This is a genomic window from Octadecabacter algicola (assembly GCF_021532625.1).
GTDB lineage: Bacteria > Pseudomonadota > Alphaproteobacteria > Rhodobacterales > Rhodobacteraceae > Octadecabacter > Octadecabacter algicola.
In genome coordinates this window covers 88,510-114,581 of the sequence record NZ_JAKGAR010000004.1, presented here as the reverse complement: position 1 = coordinate 114,581, position 26,072 = coordinate 88,510, and the positions used below count along the sequence as shown (strand labels likewise).

The following is a 26,072-nucleotide window of genomic DNA, read 5'->3' as shown; positions in this document are numbered from 1 at the left end:
TTTCGAAGAAACAATGAGAGCTTTGAAGTCTATTGCCTAAAGATAGAAAGGGCGGCCTAGAATGGGCCGCCCTTTTTCGTGTGAAGACTCATACGTAGTTGGAGAGTTGGGAGCGGAAGGTCGGCTATTCGGGACTTTTCAGACCTTCGCTGCAAGTGAACCAATGTCTGGTTTGAGGCGCCATCCTATTCGGACCGTGAAGCATCTTCGCACATCTCTGTTCGTTCTTCGGATGTCATTTCCAAAATTCGGCTTTCTGCTTCAGCGAAGTAATGATCATACGCCAACTGGAACTTCTGTTGATCAACGCGATCAAAATCGTACTGTCCAGCCACACCATCGTACCCAAGAAAGACCGGCGTGAGACCGCAGGTTTGGCGTACCGCGATTAAGTTTGCCAAAGATTCAGCATCCTTGTCCAAACTGCTTCTTGAAATCAGCACTAGTGTAGCGATGAGAAGCGCGGCCAAGGATACGAAGAGTTTTTTCATGCTCAATTGGGTGCTGCTTTGTTGCCTTCGATCATCGCCAAAGCAGACGTTAGCTACAATGCGCAAATATGACAACTTGGGCGCAAACCCGTCATTCGCTACAGCTTCCCATCTCTGCCCTTCAAGTCTTCTATTTCAAAATTGCCTCAAGTGGATCGTAGAGTGGCGCGTCCTTGTCGCGCCATGCCACAGCGGCGAGGGATTTGGGGCGGACGTTCATAGCTTCTAACTCATCCCGTGTGACCCACCGACGCATGGAAACGACCTGTTCGGGGTCCTGCCACGCATCATCCAGCGTACCCTCCACAAGGCCGCAGCGAAAAAACAGTTCGACTTGATGGAAGTCGCCGTCGGGGTCGTGGAATTCGTTGGCCAAGCATAGGGCGCCCACGGTGACGGTCAGCCCCGTTTCCTCGTGAATTTCGCGGGCGAGGTTTTCTGGCAGGCTCTGGTGTAGTTCGGCCCCGCCCCCTGGTGCGCACCACAAATCATCGCGCCCGCCATAGGCGTTCACCAACAACAGCCGGTCTTCATGGATCAGAATGCCGCGTACGGCGAGGCGAATAGGGCGTGTCATAGGGGCAGAGTGACGCGGTGCGAAAGGTCAGGCAAGTCTGACCTTATTTTTTATCGCGGGCGGGTTATGTAGGGACCATGAAACGGATTTTTACGATAGCTTTTTTGGCCTTGGCCCCAGTCTCGGCGTTTGCGGAAGATTGCGTTGTGCTGTTGCACGGGTTGGCGCGGTCCGAGACGTCGTTTCTGCCATTGCAGGAATTATTGGAGTTTGATGGCTACCACGTCGTCAATAGGGGCTACCCGTCAACCAGCGCAGACATTCGCACTTTGGTGGATCAAAATGTGCCACAAGCGGTGGCAGCATGTGGAAACAGGCGCGTGCATTTTGTGACCCATTCCATGGGCGGCATTTTGGTGCGGGTGTATCTATCCACCGATCGCCCAGAGATTATGGGCCGTGTCGTGATGTTCGGACCACCCAACGACGGATCGCAACTGGTTGACGTGCTTGGGGATTTGGAACCGTTTGAATGGATCAACGGCCCCGCAGGCATGCAGCTTGGCACGGAAGAAATAGACGAAGAGGGCGCGCCGCTGAGCCTGCCATGGCCGGGATATGAATTGGGGATCATCGCGGGGGATCGATCCCTGAACGCCTATTACTCGAGCCTTATTGATGGGCCTGATGACGGCAAGGTTAGCGTGGCATCAACACGATTGGACGGAATGCAGGACCATATCACTTTGCCTGTGACGCACACGTTCATGATGAACAACCCGCTGGCGATGCGCCAAGCGATGGAGTTTATTGCTGAGGGGCAGTTTGACCGCTCTCTCAGCTTAAGTGGCGTGATGTTTGGCTTTCAGTAGGGCTACTTGGCCGGACCTGTAACCGTATTGATGTGACCCATCTTGCGACCGGGTTTGGCGTCAGCTTTGCCGTACAGGTGGATTGCCGTGTTGGTCGTGGCGATCTCGGGGAGGCGATCTACGTCATCGCCGATGAGGTTTTCCATAACCACGTCTGAGTGACGCGTGCCATCACCCAAGGGCCAACCCGAAATCGCACGGATGTGTTGTTCGAATTGATCGACGGCGCAGCCCGCTTGGGTCCAGTGGCCAGAGTTGTGCACACGCGGTGCAATTTCATTGACGATGAGCCCGTGGGACGTGACGAAAAGTTCGACACCCATGGTGCCTACATAATCCAGCGCGTTCAGGATGTTGGCGGTCAGAAGTACGGCATCCGTGCGTTGCGCGGGCGACAGTTTCGCGGGCAATGTTGTGGTGTGCAATATGCCATCACGGTGGACGTTTTCGCCGGGATCAAAGCATGAGATCGCACCGTCAGAGCTGCGGGTGCCAATAACCGACACTTCCATACTGAAGTCGATGAAACCTTCAAGGACAGATGGCGCGCCTGCCATGTCGGCCAGTGCTTGTGGGGCGTCATCTGGCGAGATCAGGCGAGACTGGCCCTTGCCGTCATAGCCCAAACGACGGGTTTTCAGGATCGCGGGAATACCAATTTGATCGATCGCGCGTTCAAGGTCTTCGGCGGTTTCCACAGCCGCATAGGGGGCCGTTTGTAGGCCGATGCGGGTCAGAAAATTCTTCTCGATGAAGCGATCTTGGGATGTCGCCAATGCGTCGCGGTTAGGATGGATCGGGGCGATAGCTTCGACAATATCGAGCGCTTCGGTCGGGATGTTTTCGAATTCGTAAGTCACCACATCACAGGCATTCGCGAAGGCCGTAAGCGCTTCTGTGTCCGAATACTCGGCCTTGATATGCGTATGGGCGACATGGGAGGCGGGGCAGTCTGCCTGTGGTTCAAAGATACAGGTTTTGAAGCCAAGGCGCGACGCTGCCACCGACAGCATGCGGCCCAATTGGCCACCGCCAAGGATGCCAATGGTGGCACCAGTTTTCAGCACGTGAGGTTGAGTATCAGTCATCACTTGGTTCATCCGGAATAGAGGCTGACAAGGCATCGCGCCACGCGTCGAGGCGTTCAGCAAGAGCGGTGTCTTGCAAGGCTAAGATACCAGCGGCCATAAGTGCGGCATTGGCGGCCCCTGCGGCGCCAATCGCCATTGTCGCGACGGGAAACCCTTTGGGCATCTGCACGATGGAATAGAGGCTATCGACACCAGAGAGCGCTTTGGTTTGCACAGGTACGCCAATCACGGGCACGCGGGTTTTACTAGCCATCATCCCCGGCAAATGCGCAGCACCGCCAGCTCCGGCGATTATTGCCTGCAGCCCACGTCCCGCGGCTTCTTTGCCGTAGGTCCACAGGCGGTCAGGCGTGCGATGGGCCGAGACAATCTTAGCCTCGTACGAAATACCCAATTCATCCAGAAGCGTTGCAGCTTCGCGCATGGTGGGCCAATCGGACTGGCTGCCCATAATAATGCCGACGGATGGGGTCATGTTTGTGCGCCTTTCATTCTGAAGGGGCTTTATAGCGGGCAGGCGGGCAGGTGCAATCAGCCCAGCCGTTTAAGCAATGATATCAGGGGTTGTTCGATCCTCAAGCACCGCGATTTTGTCTTTCAGCTTGAGCTTCTGTTTCTTCAGGCGCTTGACCGTAAGCATGTCTGCCGTTCCGGTTTCCTGAAGCGCATGGATTGCCTCATCAAGGTCACGGTGTTCTTGTCGTAGTACGCCCAATTGAATGCGCAGCACTTCGTCAGTTTTCATAGGGGTGCTGTTGTTCACGAGCGAATCCATATTGTCAGGGCCGTTGGCCATAGATGTATGTGCAAACGGTAGTTTAACAAAGTAAAACCACACACATACGCTTGCAACAGGGCAGATGACCCCCCATATTTTAATCAGGCCGCCACTCTTGGGGCCATAAAATTTGACTGTCGCTTAACGTAAGGACGTGTCGCATGACGAAACTATCACTTGGAACGCATCCGTTCCTTCTTGGCTTTGAAGAGTTGGAGCGCTTGGTTGAACGGACAGCAAAGTCCGGCAACGAGGGTTACCCCCCTTACAACATCGAACAAACCTCGCAGACGACTTATCGCATCACGTTGGCTGTGGCCGGCTTTGCGGAGGCTGATCTTTCGATCACGGTTGAGGATAACCAGTTGGTGATCCGTGGGCGACAATCAGACGACAGCGAAGGGCGCGTGTTCCTGCACCGTGGAATCGCGGCGCGCCAGTTCCAGCGGTCTTTTGTGTTGGCTGAAGGTGTCGATGTGGGCGAAGCAATCATGGAAAACGGGTTGCTGCACGTCGACTTATCACGCGCAGTGCCGGAGTCTGTGGTGCAGACGATTAATATCAGAAAGGGTTAAGTCATGGATACGAAATTCAATTTTGCCGAAATGGGCGACCGTGTTGTTTATGTGAAATCCGTAAATGTAGCCGAACTGCCTGAAGAGGTTCGCGAAGCCGCTGGTGATCGTGAAGAATTATTCGCGGTACACGACAGCGAGGGGCAGCAATTGGCATTGGTCGCTGATCGCCAGATGGCGTTTGTGCTGGCGCGCCAAAACGACATGCAGCCGGTTACCGTTCATTAAGTCTTAGTCGAGGCTCGGCTTGCCTTGTGACGTGCCAATGGCGACGGCCGATAGCAATGCAACGGCGATGCAACTTCCGTAGGCAAATGGAATTAGCGTGTAAAACAGCTCGGCTGAGCCATTCGCTAAGAAGCGGCTGCTGCCGAGCGCCAACGCGAATAGCCAGCTGAGCGTCGAAATACCTGCGATGCAGGCCATTGGCAGTCTTAAAGACTTGGGCATATCCAATATGCTTTTGCCCAGTCGCTGCTCAAGGCAGGGCACTGCATAGAGGCCGATCACCAAAGCGTTCACCGTTAGAACCGTAACGACCAGTACTTTCGTGAACAGTTTTGGGCTGAAGTTTTCCAAAACAAAGCCCGTGCGCAAATAGATGAGCGCGAGGCCAGATGCCCACATCACAACAATCGCGGCCCACACAATGCGATGGCAGATGTGGAGCATGTCCAGCAACGCTTGATCGACAGTAGAGCGAATACTGCGGAAGACGTTGAAGTCCGCGAAGAATGACGCTCCAATCCCGATGGCTACTGCAAGTAAGTGAATGTAGCGAACACCATCATCGATAAGCGTGGTGATCAAAAGGTCGTTATTCATAAAGTGCGGCCAAATTATTCGTACTCATAACACGCCCTAGAAAGAGCGGGGCCGACTGCGATGAATTAAAGCAGGACCTTGCGCAGTAGTCGCGATTTTAACAATTGGTCGCAATAGAAAAGTCATTGATATGATCCGCTTGCGGTAGATATGTGTCTTCTGCGTTTAGGAAATGCGAAAAAGGCGCGAGCTAGATGCCCGCGCCTCTTTATTGGTCGATTTTGAAAGGCTGTTCTTCAACCTTGCCGATTTATTCAGCGGCAATCAGGCCCATGGATTCGAGCTTCAGGATGACCTGATGTGCGCAGTTGTCGACGTCGACGTTCTCGGTCTCAACTGACAGTTCTGGGTTGACCGGAACGTCATAAGGATCAGAGATCCCTGTGAATTCCTTGATCTTGCCTTCGCGGGCCAGCTTGTAGAGGCCTTTGCGGTCGCGCTTTTCGCACTCTTCAATGGACGTTGCGACGTGCACTTCGATGAATGCACCGAAAGCTTCGATGTCTTCACGAACGGCGCGGCGTGTCGTTGCGTATGGCGCGATTGGCGCACAGATCGCGATACCACCGTTCTTAGTGATCTCGGATGCAACATAACCGATGCGACGGATGTTCAGATCGCGGTGCTCTTTAGAGAAACCGAGTTCGGAAGACAGGTTCTTACGAACAATGTCGCCATCCAAAAGCGTTACCGGGCGACCGCCCATTTCCATCAGCTTCACCATCAAAGCGTTGGCGATTGTGGATTTGCCTGAGCCGGAGAAGCCAGTGAAGAACACTGTGAAACCCTGCTTGGAGCGTGGCGGCTTTGTGCGGCGCAATTCCTTGACGACTTCTGGGAAGGAGAACCATTCAGGGATTTCCAGACCTTCGGCCAAACGGCGGCGCAGTTCTGTTCCAGAGATGTTGAGGATCGTGACCTTGTCTTTGTCTTCAATCTCGTCAATCGCTTCGTACTGTGCGCGTTCGTCTACCCAAACCATGTGTTTGAAGTCGACCATTTCGATGCCCATTTCTTCTTGGTGGGCACGGAACAGGTCCTGTGCGTCGTAGGCACCGTAGAAATCTTCACCAGCGGAATTGGACCCTGGACCCGCGTGGTCACGGCCAACGATGAAGTGTGTACAGCCGTGGTTCTTACGGATCAGGCCGTGCCAAACTGCTTCGCGTGGGCCTGCCATACGCATGGCAAGGTTAAGCAGGGACATCGCTGTTGTGGATGCTGGGTACTTGTCCAGAACTGCTTCGTAGCAACGAACGCGTGTAAAGTGGTCAACATCGCCCGGCTTGGTAAGGCCCACAACAGGGTGGATCAACAGGTTGGCCTGTGCTTCGCGTGCTGCGCGGAATGTCAGTTCTTGGTGCGCGCGGTGCAGCGGGTTACGTGTTTGGAACGCAACTACTTTGCGCCAGCCCATTTTGCGGAAGTAAGCGCGCATTTCGTTTGGCGTGTCGCGACGGGCGCGGAAATCGTAGTGAACCGGCTGTTGGATGCCTGTGACCGGACCGCCAAGGTAAACTTTGCCAGCTTGGTTATGCAGGTAGTTGACCGCAGGGTGCGCGTCATCATCGGCGCCGAAGACCTTTTCAGCTTCCTTGGCTTTGTTTGGTACCCAATTGTCGGTGACAGTCATGGTCGCCAAAATGACGCCTTCTTGGTCGCGCAAGGCGATGTCTTGACCAGCTTCAAGGGATGCTGCGAATTCTTCGGACACATCCAAAGTGATCGGCATTGGCCAAAGTTCACCTGTTGTCAGGCGCATGTCGTCCACAACGCTGTCGTAGTCGGCTTCGGTCAGGAATCCCTTAAGTGGGTTGAAGCCGCCGTTCATCAGCAATTCAAGATCGCAGATCTGACGCGGTGTCAGATCGTGGCTGACGAGTTCGCCAGCTTCAACTTTAAGCTTCTGTGCCGAGTCGTAAGAGACATACAGCTCTGGGATCGGGGAAAGGTTGTGTTCCATAAGTTTGGTCCTGTTACTAAGAGATGTGAGGCCGGATGCACTGCCCGTAAGTTCGGCATGTAGCGCGTCATATTCGGCAAGTTTTCGAGCTAGAAATTGAGTTGTAAGGCGGTTCTTTTCGCCCGCGCCACGTGCCGTGATGGCATAGGTATGGCGCGCACGTTTGTCGGGGCCGTTGCGGTCTTCGATGTTTACAAGGCCGGCTTCGGTAGCTTGTTTTAGGAGTGCGTTAAGTCGACCTAAAGATACGCCGATCGCCTCTGCCGTCACCCGTTGGGACGCATCAGGTGCGAGATCCAACTGCCGTAACAATCGGAACATTTGGTCCTCTTGTTCGGTTGTGATTTTTGCGGGCGACATGGCCATCAGGCGCGACTCACTGTTTGTTCAAGCGTGAACATAGTGTCAGAGTTTGTTCACGCAAGAACAAACTTACGTGCTGATCGTTTTTCCTGATTGTGGTCGGGAGTTGGAGGTTATTGTTTCGAAATCTCACCTTATTTGGCGATCACTTTCGTTACTGTTTCCGTGTTGAGGGGGGGAGAGCGGGCTGGGTCCGTACGAATTTACAACAACAAAAAATAATAGTAAGTTTTTCTAATTAATCGGACAAATTTTTAGAGTTACGGAGAATTACTATGAGACTGATTTCTACAGCCGCAGCATTGGTGGCTTTTTCGTCACCAGCGTTTGCTGCAACCCTCGATTTTAGCGGCGACATTTGCACAGGTGGCGGTGCCTGTTCTAACGGCCTTCAGATTGACCAAGCTTATGGTGACATTGCTGGTGAACTAGATGTCGTTTGGGATGCTGACACAGCGACCGCTGCCAATGAGAACGTATTGTTTTGGAATGGCAACTATGAGGACCTAGGATCGGTTGCTTACTCGCTCAGTTCGGGGACGGGCATGTCGATTACTTTCGCTGCGGCGGCTGGTTTCGATGCCTTACTCGATGGGTTCAGCATTGCTCGATATGCTAACCGAGTGGTGACAACGAGTATTACTGTAGTCGACTTGGCAGACAGCTCCGTACTTCTGGATACTGGTGATTTTGAAACAACGTTTGACGGCAGTCTTGATTACGTTCTCAACGCACAGTCAAGCGCTGGCTTTGAGATCTTTTTCGGCCCAGATTCTTGGAATGTCGGTATTTCGGACATAGCTTATAGTTCAGCTGCAACGGCAGTCGTCAATCCATCTCCGGTACCATTGCCTGCCGCTGGTTGGATGCTTTTGGCTGGACTTGGTGGAATGGCTGCCGCGGGTCGCCGCAAGAAAAGCTAAGTTTTAGTTTGGCTAAAAAATATGAACGGCGGCCCGTTTAACGGTGCTGCCGTTCCATTTTGTATGCATTGTCTCAATCACATTCGATCGTGCGACTTCATCTAAGAACCTACACTCTATCCACAAAAAGGTGGCGGCGTGGAGAGTTAAACCGAAACAGACTCCCTGAGTGAAGCGAGTCTTAGGTTACCTTATTGTCTAGTCTTGTTCGGCCAGCCAGCGCTCAACCTCAAGCGCGGCCATGCAGCCCATGCCTGCAGATGTAACCGCTTGGCGGTATTTGTGGTCGGTCAGATCGCCTGCGGCATAGATACCGGGGATGGATGTTTCGGTGCTGTCTGGTTTTGTAACAACATAGCCGCCCATGTGGGTTTCGAGGTGGTCTTTGACCAGTTCGTTTGCGGGGGCGTGGCCGATGGCGATGAACACGCCCTTACAGGCGATATCGGTGATCTCGCCAGTCTTGACGTTCTTTGTCTTGATGCCTTCAACACCCAATGGGTTGTCAGTGCCATAGACTTCTTCGAGCTGGTTGTCCCAGAGCGGTTCGATCTTCGGGTTTTTCATCAAGCGGTCGATAAGGATCGCTTCTGCGCGGAGCTCATCGCGGCGGTGAACCAATGTAACCTTGGATGCGAAGTTGGTGAGGAAAAGCGCCTCTTCAACAGCTGTATTACCACCGCCGACAACAACGATTTCTTGGTTGCGATAGAAGAAACCGTCGCAGGTGGCACAGGCAGATACGCCGAAGCCTTTGAATTTCTCTTCCGTCTCAAGACCCAGCCATTTGGCGCGCGCGCCAGTGGCAAGGATGATCGCGTCGGCGACATATTCGGTGCCGCTGTCTGATTGGCAGACAAACGGCCGCTTAGAAAAATCGATGGAGGTAATGATATCGCCGATGATTTCAGTGCCCATTGCCTTGGCGTGAGCTTCCATGCGGACCATTAGGTCCGGGCCTTGGACTTCAATGTCGCCGGGCCAGTTTTCAACTTCGGTTGTGGTGGTCAGCTGGCCACCTGGTTCGATGCCCTGCACAAGGATCGGTTCCAGCATGGCGCGGCTGGCGTAGACACCAGCGGTGTAGCCTGTCGGGCCGGAGCCGATGATAAGAACTTTGGTTTTGCGGGTGTCGGCCATGGCTGTAAATCCTCTTTGGTTGAGATGGATATACGCAGCAACAGGGGCGGGTAAAAGGGGGCGTGGTACAATGTCACCAACCCGTGACGGTATGATGGAAAATTACCGAGGCGCGAAATATTGTTGCGCAGGGTTAATGTCTGACGTATGAATCGACGCAACTACAGGGGATTTGCGCCATTATGCCAGGACAGAAGCTGGATGAGATCGATCGGATGATTCTTGCAGAGCTGCAAGCAGACGGCCGAATGACCAACGTTGAATTGGCAAAACGAGTCGGCATCTCGGCGCCCCCATGCTTGCGCCGTGTGCGCACACTGGAAGAACAGGGGTTCATTCGCGGCTACCATGCAGATGTGAATTCCCGCGAGCTCGGCTTTGAGGTGCAAGTCTTTGCTATGGTCGGGCTTGTGTCGCAAGCCGAAGTGGATCTCAGTGCGTTTGAAGCGAAGTGCCAAGATTGGCCGCTGGTCCGCGAATGCCACATGCTCAACGGCGAAGTAGATTTCGTTCTGAAATGTGTGGCGCCAGACCTACGTACATTCCAGAACTTCCTGACCGAAGACCTGACCAGCGCTGAAAACGTCGCCAGTGTGAAGACCTCGCTTGTTATTCGCGGTGCAAAAGATGAACCTGGCGTGCCGTTTGATGTGCTCGAAGAACGGTTAAGTAAGGACGCTTAAGTTAAGCGACCACTCCGAAATCCAGATCATGTAAGGACAAGCGCGGGTGCATTAGCATCCCGAAGTCTTCGATCCGCTCAACGTGCGGGAACAGTGTCAGATACAAAGCCAGATGATCGCCGCGCAGGCCAAGTTCGTGACGTGCACCAGGGTTGTGGCTGTCGAGTTCGACGCCGTTCGCAACGATCCGTTCGTGGGACATAAACCCAATCTGGAACACTTGAACCGGCGTTTGCGGTGTGATTTCGACGATATTCACACCGTCCACGAAATCGACAGCAGGGACAAAGGCGGCCTCGTGACCGGTCACGCGCTGCAACTGCGGTGAGCGGTGATAAAGGCGGGCAGATGGCCCAAGCAGTAAGTCAGGCATTGGACGCCCAATGCCGAGCGCATCTGCAGCGACACGGATGAGTTTGCCCATCCGGGAATCTTGGCCTGACGCACCGGGAACAAGTGTCATTGATCCACGCCAGCAAACCGTTTGGAAACCGTTGGTTACCGTTTCTACTTTGTCACCCGGAAGAATATCTTCGATTGCGACCATACCTCGATCGGTTTTCAGCAATGCACCACGCGCAAGCGAACTAAAGCTGTCTTCGAAAGATGCATGTGCGGGAGCATTGCGTGTAAATTCGTCAATGTCGCCATCAGGAGTAAGATGGACGACCTCATATCTGCGCATAAGAGGCTGGGCGCGCTGAGGTCGTCCTTCAAACTGAGCTAACCGGGCTGAGGAGGCCACCGGTGCTGTATTATTTCGTGCCGCCGCGAGGCCTGCGGTGGCGGAGGGGGTCATTCGTATCATGCGATCACCAAAATCCGGTCGGTCACATCATCTGTTGGCCCCCGCCAACAACATCTGAGGAGAGTTGCGTTAGCTAAAATGTGGCCGATTGTGCCTCGTTTCGTCAAACGAATTTGAAAGATCGGTGCATATTGGGGTCAATCACCGCGGAGTGGCTTGGATTGTTCACGTCTCGAAAACAGCGCTGCCACATTTGGCGTGTCGCGGTAGGTCTGTTTGGGGGCCAGAACGAGAATCGCCGCCCCCAGAGAATGCAACAGGGGCGGCGATTCTATTGCTGACGGGCGGGCCAGCGATGTTCAAAAGGACTAGGCTGCCGATCTAGGCAGCAGGGCGCATCGTCCGAGAAGGCGTAGCCGCAAGCGTCTCAACGGCGCGGCGGCTTGCGATAAACGCTTCGCGGCGCAGGCCTCGTTCCCACGGCATTTTCGTTGTGCATTTTTGTGCTTCGCGAATAGTGGATTTGATCCAACGGTTTTGTTTGGTCATGGGGTTTGCCTCATGGTTCTGTGTGTTTGCTCGATGGATACAAACTGACGGCGCAAACGGGCATGAGTTGGGCCAGATCGGGAAGAATCAAATTTTTGCGGGTCGCAAACCCGGTAGAATGTGACAGCGGGGGGCGCCAGTGAAATGGCGCGCAAACCTCATGTTTTAGGGCTTTGGGCAACAATCATATGCCGGAGGGCGGGATTGTTTCGCGCTGACTGTGGCACGGTTTAGGCCATGAAAGCCTAATTGGCGTCAAATTCAGCCTGAAGGCCCTAATGTAATTGCCGCGATCAATCGGCCGTAGTCAGCGTCTTTGTTATGAGTCGCACGACGGTAGCTATAGAAACGTTCAGCGTCGCTATAGGTACAGTGACGTGTCCATTCTGCAGTGCCGACACCGGCCTCACGTAATCGGTGCAGCCCCAAGGCGGGCAGGTCAAATTGGTATCTACCGTCCTCGCCATTGGCAAAGAAACGGGCGAAGGCCATGTCTTGCGCGATAAAGTCTTCGAAGAATTCGGGCCCGACTTCATAGGCGCGCTGCGAAATACAGGGCCCAATGACGGCACAGGTATTTGCGCGAGAGGCCCCCAAATTTTCCATCGCATCAAGTGTCGCTTCGAGGACGCCGTCCAAGGCACCTTTCCAGCCGGCATGGGCCGCGCCGATAACGCCAGCCTCAGTGTCAGCAAAAAGAACAGGTTGGCAGTCCGCAGAAAGAACAGACAGCGCGACACCCGGGGTCGCGGTGACCATAGCGTCTGCTTTTGGGCGATCTTTGCTCGGACCGGTCACAGTAATCACGTCTGGGGAATGCACCTGATAAACCCCCATCAAGTCATGCTCACCCACGCCCATCGCATCGGCCACGCGCGCCCTGTTGATGGTGACTGCTTCGATTTGATCGGAGCTACCGGTTCCGCAGTTCAGCCCTTCAAACACACCAGACGAGGCGCCACCGCGGCGGGTAAAGAATCCATGCCGGATCGGTGAAAGGCTGTCAGTCGTGATGATTTCGAGTGTCATGGTTCAAGTCCTGCGGGTGGTGGTGCACCGTTGGGGTAAATCCCAATTACTTTAAACAAGGAACCCATTTCCGCGGGGTCCGTCAAGCGGCGGTGTGCGGCAACCAGCGTGTCGAGAGCATCTCCGCTCAGAGGCGCGGCCAAAGTCTGGGCCCGCTGCGTGATGCCGAGGCGTTCAAGAAAGACACCCTGCGGTGTCAGGCGTGTGTACTTTGCGGGCGACGAGGCCAGCGCGATGGCCTCGAAATCCACATGGGCTGTGATGTCTGCCTGACCGGGGGCGGCAAAAGGGTTAACGGGGGCGTGGTCTTGCACGGCTTGCAATGTGTCTCCCAGCGAACGCCAATCCCCATAGTCAACGATGAGCGCAGTGCCACCGTGGGCGTCGATGCGGGATGCAATGACGGACGTGATTGCGAGGAGCGCTGGGCAAATCTCGACGATGTCGCCGTCTTTGGTGTCTTGCAAACGGTATTCAAGCTCTGGAACGGGTTTGGCCGGGGACAGGGCGCTCACCAATGCGTTGCCTTCAACGGTGACTTGTACTTCGCGCCAGCCTGAACCATCGCGTTGGAACTGGCGGATCGGTAGGGCGTCAAAGAATTCATTGGCGATTAGAAAGAGGGGCAGATCGGGCAGGGTCGTGGTGTCGTCGTGCCAAGTAGCACTGACACGCTTGGCTTGTTCTGCCCGCAGTGTGGGCGAGGCTTCGACAAGGTGGATCTGCGCGGCCGCGTGAAAACCGGGTACTTTGGCTGTGGCCCGCAACAGGTCTGCCATCAGCGTTCCGCGCCCCGGGCCGAGTTCGGCCAAGCAAAACGGATTTGGTTGGCCTTGATCGATCCATGCCTGCGCAAGCGACAAGCCTACAAGTTCCCCAAACATCTGGCTGATTTCCGGCGCCGTGATGAAATCTCCCGCTGCGCCAAGCGGGTCGCGCGTGCTGTAATATCCATGCTCGGGATGCATCAGCGCTTCGGCCATATAATCAGCCAAGGTCATGGGCCCATCCGCCGCGATACGGGCCGCCAGCAAGTCAGTTAGCGCCGTCATGTGGTCGACTTGGCCATGCGGCGGGTGATGATCACAAGCGCAAAGCCCACAAGGATCATCGGCAAGGACAGCGCTTGGCCTTGGGTCAAACCCCAGTTGCCAAATTCATAAGCCCAACCGATTGGATTGTCGGTGGATGTGAATTGTGCGTCTGGCTGGCGGACGAATTCCACCGCGAACCGCGACAAGCCGTAGCCCATTAAAAACACGGCCACGAGGGACCATTGGCGTTTCAGCCAGCCCCGTGAGAATGCGAGGAACAGGATAATTGCACCCAATAAAAGACCTTCAAGACCAGCCTCATAGAGTTGGCTGGGGTGACGTGGTACTTCGGTGCCATTGTAAAACCACTCGCCTGCTACGGCACAGGCCTGGTAGGTCGGATCAACACACATGCTCGGGAATTTCATACCCCACGGCAAATCCGTTGCACGGCCGTAAAGTTCGGCGTTGATGAAATTGGTGATCCGAACAAGGAAAATCGCAGGCGTAGCGGTCAGGGCGAGGACATTTGCAACGTCACCTATAGCGGCCCCGTAGCGGCGGGCACAGAAGAACACCGCGATGCACACCCCGATAAAGCCGCCGTGGAACGACATGCCGCCATCCCACACGCGAATGATCGAGAGCGGGTCTTGGCGGAATTGGCCATCGCCGTAAAACAACACATACCCGATGCGACCACCGAAAATGACGCCGAGAACAATCCACGTTAGCAAATCTTCGATTTGGTCTCGGTTCAGGGGGGCTGTGTCATTGCGCCAAAGGTTGGGGCGTTTGATTGCACGTGCCGCAATCCACCAGCCGATGAGGATGCCGACAATATACCCCATCGCATACCAGCGCAGCGCGAAGGTGAAGCCAAACAGCGTGATCGAAAAGATCACGGGTGAAATCTCTGGAAAGGGGATCGACGTCAACATGGGCCCTTTAGTGCCTCAGGGTGCGACGATGTCAACCGTTTGAACGGGGTTGTTATGGGGGGAAGGGCTGCCCATATAGGGATAAGAGATCAAGGAGAGTACCATGCAAACCCGCAACAAAGTTTTTGACGACCTGTCGCAATTGATGACCAATGCAATGGGCGTGGCGCAGGGCGCTAAGGATGAGGCATCAACTGCAATGTCAGGCATGGTTGACCGCTGGCTGGCCGACCGCGACTTCGTGACGCGCGAAGAATTCGATGCGGTTCGCGTCATGGCGCAAAAGGCGCGCGAAGAAAATGCAGCACTTTTGGCGCGTATCGAGGCGCTTGAAGGTAAGTAAGCAGAGCGGCTTTGCCGCACGTGGTATTTGGTTTTATTGGGGCTGCCGTTTGGTGGCCCTTTTTAATGGCATTGAGGGGCGAACCGGACGAGGGTCGCTGACCCCGCTACATCCCCCCGAGGTATTTACGAAGCAACGGTACGCGCTAGAGGCGTCCGATTGGTGGAACCATGGTGCCGCAAACAAGGCTTGTGAGAATGCGCGGTACGGGTGGTATTTGAGAAACAGGGAACAGGGCGCGATCTCTCAATAGGGGAAGAAGGCGGCTGTCGGATTGATACATCGGTGTGAAACCCCACGACATAGCTTGGTATATTCTTGTGTGCAGGCGGCGGGCACGGGCATAGGCGGGTAGGGCGCGGGCGACAGTTCGGGTCGCAAGAGCACGGGACAGGGCCTGTGCATCGAGCAGGGCCATGTTTGCCCCTTGGCCAAGCTGAGGCGATGCACGATGTGCCGCGTCGCCGATGTGTACGAGGCGATTGTTGTAAGGGCGGTTCAGGGTACCGTGGCTATAACGAGCCATTGTCATTTGATCCGGATCAGTGATTTGATCAAGGAACGGTGTGAGCGCAGGCCAGAGTGATGTGGCCTCTGACTTCCATGCGTCGATGCCGTTTTCGCGCCATGCTGTATAGGCGTCTCGTGGGAGGGACCAGAACACCGCCGCCTTGAATCCGGTTTCGCCAGCAAATGAACCGATTGGCAGCGCGCCGATCATATGGGACGCCCCGAGATAACGTTGACTTAGGTGGTTTTTCGGTAGTTCTGTGTCTTCGGGCCAATCGACGGTTCCCCAGATCGCGCCGTAGCCGAGCGGGTTGGCCTTGATTGGCGATAAAGGCGACCCCGCACCTGAGCTATCAATGCATAAATCGAACGGCCCAAAGATGTCGCCGTGAGCTGTGAAAACCTCAATGCTTTCTGGATCCTGGCGAACGGAGGTCACGTCCGCAGAGGTCACAACCTCAATACCGGTTCGTTTCTCCATCGCTTGCCAAAGTGCGTCAAACAGTGCCGAGCGGTGAATTGCTAGTCCATAGGCATTGGGGTCAACAAGGTCATACGTCACATCCAGCACACGCCGACCGTTCTGCGCCTCGAGGCCAAGCATGTGGGTGACGCGGTTGCCATATCCAAGGGTTGTTTCCAAGGCACCGACTTCGCGCAAGACATCTTGTCCGACAGGTTGAATGACCAGACCTGAACCGACAGGTTTCGGTGTGTTGAACTGATCGAAGATCGTGATCTTATGGCCTTGATCCGCGAGGAGGCACGCAGCCGTCAGACCACCCATTCCGGCCCCGATTATGGCGATGTGCATGACAATAAACCCCTTACTACCTTAATATAGAATCGATGTAGAAACCGTATGGGTAAATGCCGACAGCGGGGCAAGGTCGCGGGACGCAAACGCTGCACTTTACCCTCGGCGCAGGCGGCCCTATAAGCCGCCCTATGGACACTCGCATGATCCAGATTATTCGAATTATATCCCCGACGCTGTGACCCCCACACGTCGGAGCAGAGGTGTTGAGTTATCGCACCGTCCCAGCCTTTCCAATTTGACCGATCTAAAGGACGCCCCAAATGTGCGCCGATAAGACTGAAACACCCGAATACAAAACAACGTTGAACCTGCCGAAGACGGATTTCCCGATGCGGGCCGGATTGCCCAAGCGCGAGCCTGAATGGCTGGCCCATTGGGATAAGCTCGACGTTTATGAAACGCTGCGCGAAAAGGCCAAGGGCGAGACCCGCCAGCCGTTCACGCTGCACGATGGCCCTCCTTATGCGAACGGCCATTTGCACATCGGCCACGCGCTGAACAAAATCCTGAAGGACATGGTGGTGCGGTCCCAGCAGATGATGGGCAAAGACGCGCGTTACATCCCTGGTTGGGATTGCCACGGTCTGCCGATCGAGTGGAAGATCGAAGAAAAGTACCGCGAAAAGGGTAAGAACAAAGACGACGTTGATGTTGTTGAATTCCGTCAGGAATGCCGTGATTTTGCTTCCGGTTGGGTCGACATCCAACGTGATGAGTTCAAGCGTTTGGGCATCACTGGTAAATGGGATGACCCTTACCTGACGATGAACTTCCACGCTGAAAAAGTGATCGCTGAGGAATTCCAAAAGTTCTTGATGAATGGCACGCTCTATCAAGGGTCCAAGCCTGTGATGTGGTCCCCTGTTGAGGAGACGGCGCTGGCTGAGGCCGAGGTGGAGTACCACGACAAAGAGAGCTTTGCGATCTGGGTGAAGTTTGCGGTGGATGCAGGCGACCTAGCTGGCGCGAAAGTTGTGATCTGGACGACAACTCCTTGGACTATCCCGTCCAACAAGGCGGTCGTTTATGGTGCCGACTATTCTTATGGTTTGTATGAGGTGACCTCGACGCCGGATGAATGCTGGGCCGAGGTCGGCGAAAAATTCTTGCTGGCTGACAAATTGGCTGGCGATGTTTTCGCTAAGGCACGTCTTGAAGAAGGCCAATGGACCCGAGTTCGCGATGTGTCTGCTGATGAGCTGGCAGGCCTGTCGTTGCAGCACCCGCTGAACGGTGTTGAAGGCGGCAACGGCGAATGGGATGACCTTCGCGATTTCCGCGCGGCTGACTTTGTGACCGACGACGAAGGTACAGGGTTTGTGCATTGTGCGCCATCCCACGGGATGGAGGAGTTCGAACTCTACCGTGATCTTGGCATGTTGGCCGAAGTCATCACTTACAACGTGATGGACGATGGCACCTTCCGCGAAGACATGCCGTTCTTTGGTGGCAAACGCATCCTTCGTGCCAAAGCCAAAAAAGGCGATTGGGAAGGCGATGCCAATGGCGCAGTCATGTCCAAGCTGGCTGAAGTTGGCGGGTTGTTGGCGCGTGGCAAGATCAAGCACTCTTATCCGCACAGCTGGCGGTCCAAAGCGCCGATCATCTTCCGCAATACGCCGCAATGGTTTGCCGCGATTGATAAAGAAGTTGGCGATGGCCAAGACACATACGGCACCACGATCCGTGAACGCGCTTTGCGCTCTATCGATGAATTGGTGACATGGACCCCGCAAAAGGGACGTAACCGTCTGTTCTCTATGATCGAAGCGCGGCCTGACTGGGTTCTGTCCCGTCAGCGGGCTTGGGGTGTTCCACTGACGTGTTTCACCAAGAAGGGTGCTCAGCCTACGGATGCGGATTACCTGTTGCGCGATCCTAAGGTTAATGCGCGGATTCTTGAGGCGTTTGAGGTCGAAAGCTCTGATGCGTGGTATGCAAAGGGCGCCAAAGAGCGTTTCTTGGGTGGGGATCACAACCCTGATGACTATGATCAGGTGATGGACATCTTAGATGTGTGGTTCGATTCTGGGTCTACACACGCGTTCACATTGCGTGACCGCGAAGATGGATCCGAAGACGGGCTTGCCGATCTCTACCTTGAGGGCACCGACCAGCACCGTGGGTGGTTCCATTCTTCGATGTTGCAGGGCTGTGGCACCATTGGCCGCGCGCCGTACCGTGGTGTTCTGACACACGGGTTCACGCTGGACGAAAAGGGCATGAAGATGTCCAAATCCATCGGCAACACCATCGTTCCTGAAAAGGTCGTCCAGCAGTATGGCGCGGACATCCTGCGTCTTTGGGTGGCGCAGGTTGATTTCACGAATGACCAGCGGATCGGGGATGAAATCCTCAAAGGTGTGGCAGACAGCTACCGCCGTTTGCGCAACACCATGCGGTATATGCTTGGATCACTCGGTGATTTCGATGCGTCCAAGTCCGTAGCCCGAGACGACATGCCTGAGCTTGAGCAGTTGATCTTGCACAAACTGGCAGTTCTGGATGGCGTCGTGCGCGAAGGTTACGCGAAATACGATTTCCAAGGTGTGTTCCGCGCTGTGTTTGATTTCGCGACATTGGACCTGTCGTCGTTTTATTTCGACGTCCGTAAAGATGCGCTGTATTGCGATGGTGATACGAAACGCCAGCGTGCTGCACTGACGGTTCTGGATGCCCTTTATACACGTCTAACCAGCTGGTTGGCGCCGATCCTGATCTTCACGATGGAAGAGGTTTGGCTTGAGCGCAATGGTGGCGACACATCTGTCCACTTGACGGATTTCCCTGATACGCCGGCTGAATGGCGCGACGATGTTCTGGCCGCACGGGCTGAAACGGTTCGTGCTGTGCGTCGTGTGGTAACGGGCGCGCTCGAAGAACAGCGTACGGCCAAAGTGATCGGGTCGTCGCTGGAAGCAGCGCCAACCGTTTATCTGTCACCTGAGCTGGCGGCGATCATCACCAACACCGAAACCTTTGCGGACCTTTGCATCACCAGCCAGATCACGGTTCTCGAAGGCGATGCCCCAGAAGGTGCGTTTACATTGGACGATGTCGCAGGTGTTGGCGTGGTCTTCGGTATGTCCGAAGGTGAAAAATGTGCCCGCTGCTGGAAGATCTTGCCGGATGTAGGCAGCCACAGCCATGCAGGTGTTTGCGGGCGTTGTGACGAGGCTTTGAGCTAAAAGCGCAGGTTTCGGATTGCCGAAGCGATAAGAATTGGTGAGGGTGGGCCTATGCCTAGCCTCACCATCCACTCCCAGTTTGGCCCATTGACCCTTTGGGAAGAAGACGGCGCGATTGTGCGCGTTGAATGGGATGGTGACGGGTCTGACGACACGCCATTGTTGAACGAGGCCGCGCGGCAGTTGCGGGCTTATGACGCTGGGCAACTGCAGGACTTTGATCTTCCGTTGCGTGTTGCTGGGTCCGATTTTCAGCGCGCTGTTTGTGATCAAATGGCAGCGATCCCGTTTGGAGATACGGTGACGTACGGCGACATCGCTAAGGCGCTGGGCCAGTCGGCGCAGGCCGTCGGGTCTGCCTGTGGCGGCAACCCCATACCTGTCATTATCCCGTGTCATCGGGTTATGGGGGCTAAGGGCCTAACTGGATTTTCAGGCAAGGGCGGTGTCGAAACCAAAGTCGCCTTATTGCGCCACGAAGGTGCGGGCGGTTTCCTGATCTAGGCGTCTTATCCGTTGGGGCCGTGAAGCACCTGTTGCATGGCGCCTGCACCAAGAAGGTAGAGCGACGTTATCATCAGCCCCCAAAAGACTGGGGTAGGTGGTTCGAACCCAACCCACGCTGAAACACCCGCAAACACGGTCCACGCCAGAGCCATCGGCAAAGAGATCGCCCGCCAGCGGTCTGTCCGTACAGGGTGGATGAATTTCACGGGCACGAACATTGTCACCGCCAGCACTGCGACGAGTGCCAAACAGGCCCACCACGGCGGGGTTAGAGCAAACAAAACAAGGATCACCATGTTCCAGCATCCCGGAAATCCGGAAAACGAATTGTCGCTTGTTTTCATGCGCGTATCGCAAAAATATAATGCCGATCCAAAGGTGATCACGATGATAGCCACCCAGCCTGACCAGCCATCCATCAAGCCCGACGCATAAAGCGCATAAGCTGGAATAAAGACATAGGTGAGGTAATCGATAATCAGGTCCAGCAGGACGCCATCAAACTGCGGCGCATGTTTCTTAACGTGATAATGACGCGCCAATGGCCCGTCGACCCCATCCACCGCAAAGGCAACGATCAACCAAACGAACATCATCGCCCAGTCTTTTTGAATTGCTTGCAACATCGCTAGCATCGCAAAAACGGCGCCAGTGGCGGTGAAAAGGTGAACGCCTAGCGCTTTGGTCTGTGCGGGAGTCATTGAAGTCATCCCCGTGTCATGACGGATTTGAAGCAGCAGGGCAACCGCTGCATGGCGCTTGGGTTATCCAGCGGCCTTTGGGTGCGCCGCGTCGTAGACTTCCATAAGGCGGGCGGTGTCGACGGCCGTGTAGGCTTGTGTTGTCGACAGCGACGCGTGACCGAGCAGTTCTTGAATTGATCGCAAATCGCCGCCAGCATTCAATAAATGGGTCGCAAAACTGTGGCGCATGGCGTGGGGTGTCGCTGTGGCTGGCAAACCCAATTGCATCCTTGCCTGCGCCATCACCGACTGAATCGCCTTGGGGTAAAGTGCACCGCCGCGCGCGCCTCGAAAGACCGGCTGGTCGTCTTCTGGCGGGAACGGGCAGGCACGCAAGTAAGCGTCTACAGCCGCACGGGCCGCGGGGATTACCGGAACCAACCGCTCTTTGCCGCCCTTACCCATTATGCGCAACGTGGCGGGCAGGGGGACGTCTGCGCCGGTTAGCCCCAGCGCCTCGGAGATACGCAAGCCGCACCCGTATAAAAGCGTCACAACCGCGACATCGCGTTGGGCGATCCACGGTTCGCGGGCTTGTAGTTCGACGGTGTCGATCATTGCACGGGCGGCATCCACGGCTAGTGGGCGTGGTAACTTCTTTTGGAATTTAGGTGAGCGTGTAGATAAAACGGCAGTCGGTTCAAACCCTTCGCGATCCGCCAGCCACCGATAGAATGATTTTACAGCAGACAAAGATCGCGCCAACGACCGCGCCGACACACCGCGCCCCCGTTCATGGGCCATCCAAGACCGCATGTCGGTCACAGCGATCTTCGAGATTGGGCCAAGTCCCTGCGCCTCACCGTGGTGCTGGGTCATAAAAGACAAAAAACCAAGTACGTCAGTTTGATAGGCCGTTAGTGTGTTTTGCGCAGCCCCCTTGAGCGCGCGTTGATGGTCCAGCCAATCCGCCAATGCGCGGGATAGGGCTGGCGATACCATCAGCTTAACCAGTGCCGCATGACGCGTTCAAAGACGCCGGCAAAGAAAGTTAGCAAGTCGGTGCCTTGCTGAGGCGTGAATTGGTGCGGGTCTTCAGCACCAAAGATCAACATGCCCGGCAAACGGCCATCGCCAAGGTTCAAACGCAAACAGGCCTCAGAGCGAATGTACTCCGCCTTGTCACCAAAGACTTCAACGTCGTCAGTCTTCACTTGGCGCAAAGTCACTTGGCGCGCAGGGGCGGAGCGCCCATGGCTGATATAGTTTTGCACAAAACCCGGTTCCGCGATCGACAACACATCACTGAGCCGTGCAATCGCTGGGTCGGCTTCGGATGTTGAAGACTCCAACACCAAACGCACAGCATCCACGCGTAAGATGTCAGAGACGTCGCCGCGAAGATCATTCAAGAAGTTTTCGAACTTGCCCGCGTCCATCATCCGCAAAATAGCGCGGTGGATCTGGTTAGTACCCGCAAGGTTTTCATACGCCGCCGCTATCACGTTGCGGTGTGTGTCTTCCAGGCGGTCAAGACGCCCTTCCAACCGCTCCATCGCGATACCGCGAAGATCGACGATGTTGCCGCCAAGGTTTTTCTCATTCGCAGCGACCAGCGCGCGCATGATATCCTGATCCTCAAGCAAGGCTTCGGGGTCGGACATGATTTTGGACCGAACGTCATCGTTCAGGAGGGGATCACTGCTCATTTTGGTCTTCTCTTATTGATTGGGGTCGTATCTAGCAGACGCGCGCGGGCTCACGCTAGGATTATTTACGATGAATCCAAAGTGTTGCAGGGCGACACTCATGTAGAATGCCGCCCTGCCGAAATGATTTCACGATGACGCTCGCGGCGATAACCGCGAGAGCTTTGGAATTAAACGATTTTGATGTTCGCTTTTGCAGCGTCCTTCAGGAACGCGGCAAGACCATTGTCCGTCAACACGTGGTTCGCCATAGCTTTGATCACATTCGGCGGCGCAGTCGCGACGTCAGCACCGATCTTGGCGCATTCAGACATGTGGTTTGCATTGCGGATAGACGCTGCAAGGATCTGCGTGTCGTAGCCGTAGTTGTCATAGATCGTGCGGATGTCCTCGATCAGCTCAAGGCCATCTAGGTTGATGTCATCAAGGCGACCGATGAACGGGCTGATGAATGTCGCGCCCGCTTTGGCCGCCAAAAGCGCCTGATTTGCAGAGAAGCAAAGCGTCACGTTGACCATATTGCCTTCGCTCGACAGTACGTTACAGGCCTTAAGGCCGTCCCATGTGAGCGGCACTTTTACGGCGATGTTGTCTGCGATCTTCGCAAGCTTGCGGCCTTCTGCGATCATGTCGTCGGCGTCTGTTGCAACAACTTCTGCGGAAACCGGACCACTGACGAGGTCACAAATCTCTTTTGTCACTTCAAGGATATCACGGCCGGACTTGGCGATGATGGAAGGGTTGGTCGTAACGCCATCTACCATACCCAAATCATTGAGTTCGGTGATAGCGGCGATATCTGCGGTATCTACGAAGAATTTCATGTGTGCGACTCCGGCGTTATGAATTTAGCGCAGGGATACCCTAATGCGCGACGCTTCGAAAGGGTTGGTTGAATGCCCGTTGAATGACTGGAGCGGCAGGTGTCTAATGCGGCTTCGGGGCAAGTAGGAGAATCCCATGGACCTTTCACTTTGGATGACTTTTGTGGCGGCAACTGTGGTCTTGTTGATCATTCCTGGGCCGACGATTGTTCTGGTTCTGACCTACGCTTTGACCCAAGGTCGGCGCGTTGCTGTGGCTTCCGCTGCGGGGGTCGCTTTGGGGGACTTCATTGCCATGACCACGTCATTGGTAGGGCTTGGGGCATTGGTTTTAGCGTCCGCCACATTGTTCAGTGTTCTTAAATGGGTTGGTGCGGTTTATCTTATCTGGATGGGTATTGGCATGATCCGTAGCGCGGGGGGCGCGACGTTAGGCAAGATCGAAGACGCGCCACAGCTGAGCGCTGGGGCCGTTTTCCGTAACGCCACAGTGGTGACCGCGCTGAACCCAAAACCCATCGTCTTTTTCATCGCCTTCGTGCCGCAGTTCATTCGGCCCGAGGCGGCGTTGCTCCCGCAATTTTCAATCCTGATCGCAACGTTCGTGGGCTTGGCGGCGTTGAACGTCGTGATCTATGCGGTGCTGGCTGACCGTTTGCGCAGCACCATCCGCAAACCCAACGTGCTGGGCTGGATGACCCGCATCGGTGGCAGTGTTTTGATCGCCATGGGTGTGCTGACCGCGACGTTGCGAAAAGCAGCCTAGGATGACGCAGGACTTCTTTCATGAAGGTGATTTGGTGGGCGTTCTAACGACGCAACCGATTGACCGCATGTTGGACTACAAAGCCCCCGAGGGCGGCTGCCATTTGGGCGCATTCGTCGAAGTGCCCCTTGGCCCGCGCAAAGTGCTGGGCGTCGTTTGGGGCAAAGGGCAGGGTGATTTTGACTATGCCAAGGTGCGGAAAGTCATTCGCGTCTTGGACGTAGCCCCGATGGCGGACGAGATGCAGCAGTTCTTGCAGCGGGCAGCCGATTATACGCTGACGCCCATGTCTGCGATGCTGCGTCTTGCGACCCGCGCACCGGGTTTGGGCGATGCCCCGTCCATGCGCAAAGTATACCGCTTGGGCAGTGAAACACCAACTCGCATGACGGATGCCCGTACTAAGGTGCTTGAAGTTCTTCGCGAATACGGCGGGTTGGCGTTTACATTGAAAGAAGTCGCAGACATGGCTGGGGTTACGTCCTCGGTGGTCAAAGGCTTGGTCAAACTCGGGGCGGTATCAGAAGAAGATAGCCCGCGCGATCTGCCGTATCCAATGCTTGACCCGGACTATGGCAGCAAAGAACTGACCAAAGACCAGCTCGCTGGCGCAAAAATACTGCGCGAAGCCGTCAGATCAGGGGCTTACGGTACGACCTTGCTGAAAGGCGTCACTGGTTCGGGTAAGACCGAAGTCTACCTCGAAGCCGTAGCCGAATGTCTACGCAGCGGCCGACAGGCGCTTGTGCTACTGCCCGAGATCGCACTGACATCAGAATTCATTACTCGTGTTGAAGCGCGGTTCGGCATGAAGCCCGCCGAATGGCACAGCGGTGTGACAATGACAGAACGTCGCCGCTGCTGGAAAATGGTCGGGCAGGGTGCTGCACAATTGGTCGTCGGTGCGCGCTCGGCACTGTTTTTGCCGTTTCAGGATCTCGGGCTGATCATTGTCGATGAAGAACATGATACGTCTTACAAACAAGAAGACGGGGTTCTATATAACGCGCGGGATATGACGGTGCTGCGGGCGTCGCTGAATTCTGCGCAGGTGGTGCTGGCAAGCGCGACGCCTAGTCTTGAAAGCTGGGCCAATGTCGAGGCCGGAAAATATGCCCGCGTCACGCTCGCGTCGCGTTATGGGGTTGCGGTTCTTCCTAAAATGTCGGCGATCGATATGCGGGTTGAGGACCTTCCCGCAAGCCGTTGGGTGTCGCCGTCTTTGCAACGCATGGTCCAGACACGGCTAGAAAAAGGCGAACAGTCGCTGCTGTTCCTGAACCGTCGCGGCTATGCGCCGGTGACGATTTGTCGGGCCTGTGGCCATCAGATCGGCTGTGATCATTGCGATGCGACGATGGTGGAACACCGGTTCCTGAAACGCTTGATGTGTCACCAGTGCGGTGAGACCAAACCCATGCCATCCGTTTGCCCGTCGTGTGAAGCCGAAGACAAACTGGCGCCCGTCGGCCCCGGTGTGGAACGCATGGCTGAAGAGGCGCAAGAGCTGTTCCCGGATGCAAAGATCGCGGTGCTAAGCTCGGACCTTTATGGATCGGCGCGGGCGCTCAAAGAGCACATTGAAAGCATCGCACGCGGCGAGGCGGATGTGATCGTGGGAACCCAGTTGGTTGCCAAGGGGCATAACTTCCCCAAACTTACTCTTGTTGGGGTCATCGATGCCGACCTTGGTCTGCAAGGCAGTGATCTTCGTGCAGCTGAACGAACATTTCAATTGATGCGCCAAGTCGCGGGCCGCGCAGGGCGCGCGGAAATCGAAGGTGAGGCTGTGATGCAGACGTTTCAGCCAGAACACCCCGTGATCCGCGCAATTCTGGGCGGCGACGAAGAAGCGTTCTGGGCCGCGGAGGCCGGAGAGCGTAGGGCAGCAGGCGTTCCGCCTTATGGGCGCATGGCAGGCATCGTGCTCAGCAGTTCGAACGTGCAAGAGGTCTTTGACCTCGGCGCGGCGATGGCGCGTCAAGACGGGCCGTTGCGCAAAATTGGGGCGCAAGTCTTTGGCCCTGCGCCAGCGCCTATCGCGCGCATCAGAGGGCGGCATCGTGTGCGCTTGTTGGTGAAGGCCGAAAAATCCGCACCATTGCAGCAAGCGTTGGCGGCCTGGGCGGGGCAATTCAAGCTGCGTGGTGAATTGCGCATGGCGATCGATATCGACCCGCAGAGCTTTTATTAATCAAGA

Annotated in this window: 28 protein-coding genes; 10 read left to right on the top strand and 18 right to left on the bottom strand. The window is 55.4% G+C overall.

The window, feature by feature from the left end; translation table 11 throughout:
• Nucleotides 1–185: 185 nt before the first annotated feature.
• Together L0666_RS15665 and L0666_RS15660 are read right to left on the bottom strand one after the other, a co-directional pair.
• Complete coding sequence (locus tag L0666_RS15665; RefSeq protein WP_235262333.1) at nt 186–491, bottom strand: hypothetical protein; 306 nt, start codon at nt 489–491, stop codon at nt 186–188.
• A gap of 130 nt (nt 492–621) precedes the next feature.
• On the bottom strand, nt 622–1,068 hold the full coding sequence (locus L0666_RS15660) for an NUDIX domain-containing protein (RefSeq protein WP_235262332.1): 447 nt from the start codon (nt 1,066–1,068) through the stop codon (nt 622–624).
• A 77-nt stretch (nt 1,069–1,145) separates the two neighbouring features.
• Between L0666_RS15660 and L0666_RS15655 the strand changes: the two genes are divergently transcribed.
• Nucleotides 1,146–1,880, top strand: coding sequence for an esterase/lipase family protein (locus tag L0666_RS15655; protein WP_235262331.1), 735 nt, complete (start codon nt 1,146–1,148; stop codon nt 1,878–1,880).
• A gap of 2 nt (nt 1,881–1,882) precedes the next feature.
• Here the strand turns inward: L0666_RS15655 and L0666_RS15650 are convergent, their stop codons facing one another.
• The 3 genes from L0666_RS15650 to L0666_RS15640 form a co-directional block, all read right to left on the bottom strand.
• Nucleotides 1,883–2,968 carry a 5-(carboxyamino)imidazole ribonucleotide synthase gene (locus tag L0666_RS15650; RefSeq protein WP_235262330.1) on the bottom strand — a complete coding sequence of 362 codons (1,086 nt, stop codon included), beginning with the start codon at nt 2,966–2,968 and terminating at the stop codon, nt 1,883–1,885.
• Nucleotides 2,961–3,446, bottom strand: a complete 486-nt coding sequence (gene purE, locus L0666_RS15645; RefSeq protein WP_235262329.1) for a 5-(carboxyamino)imidazole ribonucleotide mutase — start codon at nt 3,444–3,446, stop codon at nt 2,961–2,963. The genes L0666_RS15650 and purE overlap by 8 nt, the downstream gene beginning before the upstream one ends.
• A 69-nt stretch (nt 3,447–3,515) precedes the next feature.
• Entirely contained in the window at nt 3,516–3,746 is a 231-nt protein-coding gene (locus L0666_RS15640) for a YdcH family protein (protein WP_235262328.1), read from the bottom strand.
• A 164-nt stretch (nt 3,747–3,910) separates the two neighbouring features.
• On the opposite strand from L0666_RS15640, the gene L0666_RS15635 reads away from it, so the two are divergent.
• Both L0666_RS15635 and L0666_RS15630 read left to right on the top strand, forming a co-directional pair.
• Nucleotides 3,911–4,324 carry an Hsp20 family protein gene (locus L0666_RS15635; protein ID WP_235262327.1) on the top strand — a complete coding sequence of 138 codons (414 nt, stop codon included), beginning with the start codon at nt 3,911–3,913 and terminating at the stop codon, nt 4,322–4,324.
• A gap of 3 nt (nt 4,325–4,327) precedes the next feature.
• Nucleotides 4,328–4,552: a DUF1150 family protein gene (locus L0666_RS15630; protein ID WP_235262326.1), complete on the top strand. Its 225-nt coding sequence runs from the start codon at nt 4,328–4,330 to the stop codon at nt 4,550–4,552.
• Between the two features lie 3 nt (nt 4,553–4,555).
• Here L0666_RS15630 and L0666_RS15625 read toward each other — a convergent pair whose 3' ends face one another.
• Nucleotides 4,556–5,149: a hypothetical protein gene (locus L0666_RS15625; RefSeq protein ID WP_235262325.1), complete on the bottom strand. Its 594-nt coding sequence runs from the start codon at nt 5,147–5,149 to the stop codon at nt 4,556–4,558.
• A gap of 250 nt (nt 5,150–5,399) precedes the next feature.
• The gene (locus L0666_RS15620; protein ID WP_235262324.1) at nt 5,400–7,478 is read right to left on the bottom strand and encodes a bifunctional sulfate adenylyltransferase/adenylylsulfate kinase; all 2,079 of its coding nucleotides are present in this window, start codon (nt 7,476–7,478) and stop codon (nt 5,400–5,402) included.
• A 272-nt stretch (nt 7,479–7,750) separates the two neighbouring features.
• Between L0666_RS15620 and L0666_RS15615 the strand changes: the two genes are divergently transcribed.
• A complete protein-coding gene (locus tag L0666_RS15615; protein WP_235262323.1) occupies nt 7,751–8,398 on the top strand; it encodes a VPLPA-CTERM sorting domain-containing protein in 648 nt (215 codons plus the stop codon).
• Between the two features lie 198 nt (nt 8,399–8,596).
• On the opposite strand, the gene trxB is transcribed toward L0666_RS15615, so the two are convergent.
• On the bottom strand, nt 8,597–9,538 hold the full coding sequence (trxB, locus tag L0666_RS15610; protein WP_235262322.1) for a thioredoxin-disulfide reductase: 942 nt from the start codon (nt 9,536–9,538) through the stop codon (nt 8,597–8,599).
• Between the two features lie 182 nt (nt 9,539–9,720).
• Between trxB and L0666_RS15605 the strand changes: the two genes are divergently transcribed.
• The gene (locus tag L0666_RS15605) at nt 9,721–10,221 is read left to right on the top strand and encodes an Lrp/AsnC family transcriptional regulator (RefSeq protein WP_235262321.1); all 501 of its coding nucleotides are present in this window, start codon (nt 9,721–9,723) and stop codon (nt 10,219–10,221) included.
• A 1-nt stretch (nt 10,222) separates the two neighbouring features.
• On the opposite strand, the gene L0666_RS15600 is transcribed toward L0666_RS15605, so the two are convergent.
• From L0666_RS15600 to lgt, 5 genes are all read right to left on the bottom strand, one after another.
• Nucleotides 10,223–10,906 carry a Hint domain-containing protein gene (locus L0666_RS15600; protein WP_235262320.1) on the bottom strand — a complete coding sequence of 228 codons (684 nt, stop codon included), beginning with the start codon at nt 10,904–10,906 and terminating at the stop codon, nt 10,223–10,225.
• Between the two features lie 444 nt (nt 10,907–11,350).
• Entirely contained in the window at nt 11,351–11,518 is a 168-nt protein-coding gene (locus tag L0666_RS15595; RefSeq protein WP_235262319.1) for a hypothetical protein, read from the bottom strand.
• 261 nt (nt 11,519–11,779) lie between these two features.
• On the bottom strand, nt 11,780–12,547 hold the full coding sequence (pgeF, locus tag L0666_RS15590) for a peptidoglycan editing factor PgeF (protein WP_235262318.1): 768 nt from the start codon (nt 12,545–12,547) through the stop codon (nt 11,780–11,782).
• A complete protein-coding gene (locus L0666_RS15585; protein ID WP_235262317.1) occupies nt 12,544–13,599 on the bottom strand; it encodes a class I SAM-dependent methyltransferase in 1,056 nt (351 codons plus the stop codon). The genes pgeF and L0666_RS15585 overlap by 4 nt, the downstream gene beginning before the upstream one ends.
• Nucleotides 13,596–14,522: a prolipoprotein diacylglyceryl transferase gene (lgt, locus tag L0666_RS15580; RefSeq protein ID WP_235262316.1), complete on the bottom strand. Its 927-nt coding sequence runs from the start codon at nt 14,520–14,522 to the stop codon at nt 13,596–13,598. Before lgt ends, L0666_RS15585 begins: the two co-directional genes overlap by 4 nt.
• Nucleotides 14,523–14,625: 103 nt before the next feature.
• Between lgt and L0666_RS15575 the strand changes: the two genes are divergently transcribed.
• A complete protein-coding gene (locus L0666_RS15575) occupies nt 14,626–14,865 on the top strand; it encodes an accessory factor UbiK family protein (RefSeq protein WP_216035531.1) in 240 nt (79 codons plus the stop codon).
• A gap of 145 nt (nt 14,866–15,010) precedes the next feature.
• On the opposite strand, the gene L0666_RS15570 is transcribed toward L0666_RS15575, so the two are convergent.
• Nucleotides 15,011–16,189 carry an FAD-dependent oxidoreductase gene (locus tag L0666_RS15570; protein ID WP_235262315.1) on the bottom strand — a complete coding sequence of 393 codons (1,179 nt, stop codon included), beginning with the start codon at nt 16,187–16,189 and terminating at the stop codon, nt 15,011–15,013.
• A gap of 266 nt (nt 16,190–16,455) precedes the next feature.
• Between L0666_RS15570 and ileS the strand changes: the two genes are divergently transcribed.
• Together ileS and L0666_RS15560 are read left to right on the top strand one after the other, a co-directional pair.
• Complete coding sequence (gene ileS, locus L0666_RS15565; protein WP_235262314.1) at nt 16,456–19,383, top strand: isoleucine--tRNA ligase; 2,928 nt, start codon at nt 16,456–16,458, stop codon at nt 19,381–19,383.
• Nucleotides 19,384–19,434: 51 nt separating this feature from the next.
• Nucleotides 19,435–19,887 (top strand): methylated-DNA--[protein]-cysteine S-methyltransferase, encoded by a 453-nt coding sequence (locus L0666_RS15560; protein ID WP_235262313.1) that lies wholly within the window; start codon nt 19,435–19,437, stop codon nt 19,885–19,887.
• A 5-nt stretch (nt 19,888–19,892) separates the two neighbouring features.
• Here the strand turns inward: L0666_RS15560 and L0666_RS15555 are convergent, their stop codons facing one another.
• The 4 genes from L0666_RS15555 to fsa all read right to left on the bottom strand — a co-directional run bounded on the left by L0666_RS15555 (nt 19,893) and on the right by fsa (nt 23,106).
• The gene (locus L0666_RS15555) at nt 19,893–20,591 is read right to left on the bottom strand and encodes a CDP-alcohol phosphatidyltransferase family protein (RefSeq protein WP_235262312.1); all 699 of its coding nucleotides are present in this window, start codon (nt 20,589–20,591) and stop codon (nt 19,893–19,895) included.
• A 63-nt stretch (nt 20,592–20,654) separates the two neighbouring features.
• The gene (locus L0666_RS15550) at nt 20,655–21,575 is read right to left on the bottom strand and encodes a tyrosine recombinase XerC (protein ID WP_235262311.1); all 921 of its coding nucleotides are present in this window, start codon (nt 21,573–21,575) and stop codon (nt 20,655–20,657) included.
• Complete coding sequence (locus L0666_RS15545; protein WP_235262310.1) at nt 21,575–22,282, bottom strand: DUF484 family protein; 708 nt, start codon at nt 22,280–22,282, stop codon at nt 21,575–21,577. Before L0666_RS15545 ends, L0666_RS15550 begins: the two co-directional genes overlap by 1 nt.
• Before the next feature lie 170 nt (nt 22,283–22,452).
• Nucleotides 22,453–23,106, bottom strand: coding sequence for a fructose-6-phosphate aldolase (gene fsa / locus L0666_RS15540; protein WP_235262309.1), 654 nt, complete (start codon nt 23,104–23,106; stop codon nt 22,453–22,455).
• Between the two features lie 136 nt (nt 23,107–23,242).
• On the opposite strand from fsa, the gene L0666_RS15535 reads away from it, so the two are divergent.
• Entirely contained in the window at nt 23,243–23,872 is a 630-nt protein-coding gene (locus tag L0666_RS15535; RefSeq protein ID WP_235262308.1) for a LysE family translocator, read from the top strand.
• 1 nt (nt 23,873) lies between these two features.
• Entirely contained in the window at nt 23,874–26,066 is a 2,193-nt protein-coding gene (locus L0666_RS15530) for a primosomal protein N' (RefSeq protein ID WP_235262307.1), read from the top strand.
• Nucleotides 26,067–26,072: the final 6 nt, after the last annotated feature.

Excerpts from the sequence above, each read along its gene's own strand:
- L0666_RS15600 (WP_235262320.1), bottom strand. The coding sequence starts at position 10,906 with ATGCGCAGATATGAGGTCGTCCATCTTACTCCTGATGGCGACATTGAC.
- fsa (WP_235262309.1), bottom strand. The coding sequence starts at position 23,106 with ATGAAATTCTTCGTAGATACCGCAGATATCGCCGCTATCACCGAACTC.
- lgt (WP_235262316.1), bottom strand. The coding sequence starts at position 14,522 with ATGTTGACGTCGATCCCCTTTCCAGAGATTTCACCCGTGATCTTTTCG.
- L0666_RS15625 (WP_235262325.1), bottom strand. The coding sequence starts at position 5,149 with ATGAATAACGACCTTTTGATCACCACGCTTATCGATGATGGTGTTCGC.
- pgeF (WP_235262318.1), bottom strand. The coding sequence starts at position 12,547 with ATGACACTCGAAATCATCACGACTGACAGCCTTTCACCGATCCGGCAT.
- L0666_RS15655 (WP_235262331.1), top strand. The coding sequence starts at position 1,146 with ATGAAACGGATTTTTACGATAGCTTTTTTGGCCTTGGCCCCAGTCTCG.
- L0666_RS15620 (WP_235262324.1), bottom strand. The coding sequence starts at position 7,478 with ATGGCCATGTCGCCCGCAAAAATCACAACCGAACAAGAGGACCAAATG.
- L0666_RS15665 (WP_235262333.1), bottom strand. The coding sequence starts at position 491 with ATGAAAAAACTCTTCGTATCCTTGGCCGCGCTTCTCATCGCTACACTA.
- ileS (WP_235262314.1), top strand. The coding sequence starts at position 16,456 with ATGTGCGCCGATAAGACTGAAACACCCGAATACAAAACAACGTTGAAC.
- L0666_RS15550 (WP_235262311.1), bottom strand. The coding sequence starts at position 21,575 with ATGGTATCGCCAGCCCTATCCCGCGCATTGGCGGATTGGCTGGACCAT.
- L0666_RS15585 (WP_235262317.1), bottom strand. The coding sequence starts at position 13,599 with ATGACGGCGCTAACTGACTTGCTGGCGGCCCGTATCGCGGCGGATGGG.
- purE (WP_235262329.1), bottom strand. The coding sequence starts at position 3,446 with ATGACCCCATCCGTCGGCATTATTATGGGCAGCCAGTCCGATTGGCCC.
- L0666_RS15530 (WP_235262307.1), top strand. The coding sequence starts at position 23,874 with ATGACGCAGGACTTCTTTCATGAAGGTGATTTGGTGGGCGTTCTAACG.
- L0666_RS15640 (WP_235262328.1), bottom strand. The coding sequence starts at position 3,746 with ATGGATTCGCTCGTGAACAACAGCACCCCTATGAAAACTGACGAAGTG.
- L0666_RS15535 (WP_235262308.1), top strand. The coding sequence starts at position 23,243 with ATGGACCTTTCACTTTGGATGACTTTTGTGGCGGCAACTGTGGTCTTG.
- L0666_RS15605 (WP_235262321.1), top strand. The coding sequence starts at position 9,721 with ATGCCAGGACAGAAGCTGGATGAGATCGATCGGATGATTCTTGCAGAG.
- L0666_RS15555 (WP_235262312.1), bottom strand. The coding sequence starts at position 20,591 with ATGACTCCCGCACAGACCAAAGCGCTAGGCGTTCACCTTTTCACCGCC.
- trxB (WP_235262322.1), bottom strand. The coding sequence starts at position 9,538 with ATGGCCGACACCCGCAAAACCAAAGTTCTTATCATCGGCTCCGGCCCG.
- L0666_RS15650 (WP_235262330.1), bottom strand. The coding sequence starts at position 2,968 with ATGACTGATACTCAACCTCACGTGCTGAAAACTGGTGCCACCATTGGC.
- L0666_RS15575 (WP_216035531.1), top strand. The coding sequence starts at position 14,626 with ATGCAAACCCGCAACAAAGTTTTTGACGACCTGTCGCAATTGATGACC.
- L0666_RS15595 (WP_235262319.1), bottom strand. The coding sequence starts at position 11,518 with ATGACCAAACAAAACCGTTGGATCAAATCCACTATTCGCGAAGCACAA.
- L0666_RS15560 (WP_235262313.1), top strand. The coding sequence starts at position 19,435 with ATGCCTAGCCTCACCATCCACTCCCAGTTTGGCCCATTGACCCTTTGG.
- L0666_RS15545 (WP_235262310.1), bottom strand. The coding sequence starts at position 22,282 with ATGAGCAGTGATCCCCTCCTGAACGATGACGTTCGGTCCAAAATCATG.
- L0666_RS15635 (WP_235262327.1), top strand. The coding sequence starts at position 3,911 with ATGACGAAACTATCACTTGGAACGCATCCGTTCCTTCTTGGCTTTGAA.
- L0666_RS15630 (WP_235262326.1), top strand. The coding sequence starts at position 4,328 with ATGGATACGAAATTCAATTTTGCCGAAATGGGCGACCGTGTTGTTTAT.
- L0666_RS15660 (WP_235262332.1), bottom strand. The coding sequence starts at position 1,068 with ATGACACGCCCTATTCGCCTCGCCGTACGCGGCATTCTGATCCATGAA.
- L0666_RS15615 (WP_235262323.1), top strand. The coding sequence starts at position 7,751 with ATGAGACTGATTTCTACAGCCGCAGCATTGGTGGCTTTTTCGTCACCA.
- L0666_RS15570 (WP_235262315.1), bottom strand. The coding sequence starts at position 16,189 with ATGCACATCGCCATAATCGGGGCCGGAATGGGTGGTCTGACGGCTGCG.